Here is a 1771-nt window from a genome sequence, read left to right as displayed (position 1 = left end):
ATGGTTAGATAACTAAGGAACTGCACGGTGGCGGTCTGCGACGTGAAGGTTGCGTGGAGAGGTGTGCTGATGGTCAGGCCTTGCCTCCGACCGAATCGTCGTCGCTCTCCACCGCGCGGTTGATGACTGCAATCGCTTAGGTGCGGGCCGCGTCCGGTCTGCGAGAGTATCGGGAGAGTTTGAACTTATGAGTTCATCAGCCTTTAAAGGCGCGGATGTGTCCGATCGCCTGGATCGCGCGATAGACAATGCTCTCGCCGACAATCGTTTGGTGGGAACGGTCGTGATCGTCGCCCGGGGCGGCAAGATCGCCTATCGCCGCGCGGCGGGATTTGCAGACCGTGAATCGCAAAAGCCGATGCAAACGGATAGCATTTTCCGATTTGCATCGGTGACCAAACCCTTTGTCACCGCCGCCGTGATGCGCCTGATCGAGGATGGTGTTGTGAGGCTGGACGATCCAGTGACGCGCTTCCTGCCCGACTTTCAGCCGCGCCTGTCCGATGGATCGGTTCCGGTCATCTCGATCCGCCATCTGCTCACGCACACATCGGGGCTCGGCTATCCGTTTCAGGAAGGGAGCGATGGCCATTATCGTCGCCTCGACGTCTCCGACGGGTTGGATCAACCGGGATTGTCGCTATCCGAGAATCTTCGGCGCCTGGCTGCCGCCCCGCTTACCGCCGCACCGGGGTCGGGTTTTCGCTATTCCCTTGGCATGGATGTGATGGGAGGGGTGGTTGAGAGCGTTACCGGTGGTTCGCTACGCGATGCTGTGCGCAAACTGGTCACGGATCCGCTGGGTATCGTCGATACCGGCTTTGCCGTTGCGGATGTTGAGCGGCTCGCGACGAATTACTTCAACAGCGAATCCGTTCCCGTCCGCATCACGGACGGCATGGTAGTGCCTCTGGATGCCTTCAACGGGTCGCTAACGTTCGCGCCGAGCCGTATCCTGGATCCAAACTCCTATCCGTCAGGCGGGGGTGGGATGGTGGGGACTGCGGGCGACGTCCTGCACTTTCTGGAAACCATCCGGCTCGGGGGTGGTCCGATCCTGAAGCCTGAAACAGTCGAGATGATGGCGACCGATCAGCTCGGACCTCAGGCTGCGGCCTGGGGGCCGGGTTGGGGCTTCGGCTTCGGCTGGGCAGTGCTTGCAGATCCGCACGCCGTCCCGTCGCCGCAGTCTCCCGGAACGCTTCACTGGGGCGGCGGATACGGCAATAGCTGGTTCATCGATCGTGCAAACGCGCTGACGGTCGTGGCCATGACCAACACGGCCTTTGAGGGTATGTCGGGGAAGTTCGTGTCCGACATCCGGGACGCCGTCTACAACTGATCCCCGCAAGGAATCCGCGACCGGCCGGCGTAAGCCGGCCGCGCCGCAGCGAAAATGCGGAGGCGCCGCGTCGATCGCGGCGGCCAGATCACAAATCGTTGCGGTGGCTCCAGTCGATGATCCCGTCGATACAAGCGCTGACATGTTCGGGCTGGCCCTGGTAGAAATGGGTCGCGCCCTTGATGCTCACAAATTCCTTGTTCGCAACGGTGAGCGCGTTGTGAATGATCGGATTATGGCTCGCGGGAACCGCGTCGTCCGCTTCATTCTCGATCTGCAGCACAGGGGTCCGATGGATCTTTGTCGCGTTAACGGCAGCCTTGGAGTTGGATAGGTCGTAGGACCATTGCGACAGCCACGAGCGCAGGGTTGAGAATCGCGCCAAACCAGCGGGTCCCACGTTCACCGTGCGTGGATTGCCAAGATAGG

The 1771-nt window shown here is 61.2% G+C and carries 2 protein-coding genes; one reads left to right on the top strand and one right to left on the bottom strand.

Annotation, left to right across the window (positions count from 1 at the left end):
- Positions 1-217 precede the first annotated feature (217 nt).
- Positions 218-1342 (top strand): serine hydrolase domain-containing protein, encoded by a 1125-nt coding sequence (locus EWH12_RS21765; protein WP_207212475.1) that lies wholly within the window; start codon positions 218-220, stop codon positions 1340-1342.
- A gap of 88 nt (positions 1343-1430) precedes the next feature.
- On the opposite strand, the gene EWH12_RS22415 is transcribed toward EWH12_RS21765, so the two are convergent.
- A partial coding sequence (locus EWH12_RS22415) for an alpha/beta hydrolase (protein ID WP_479725516.1) occupies positions 1431-1771 on the bottom strand: 341 nt, incomplete at its 5' end.

It is taken from the genome of Sphingobium cupriresistens (assembly GCF_004152865.1).
Lineage (GTDB): Bacteria > Pseudomonadota > Alphaproteobacteria > Sphingomonadales > Sphingomonadaceae > Sphingobium > Sphingobium cupriresistens.
Note: the sequence above shows the minus strand (reverse complement) of the source record. Positions and strands in the feature narration are given on the sequence as shown.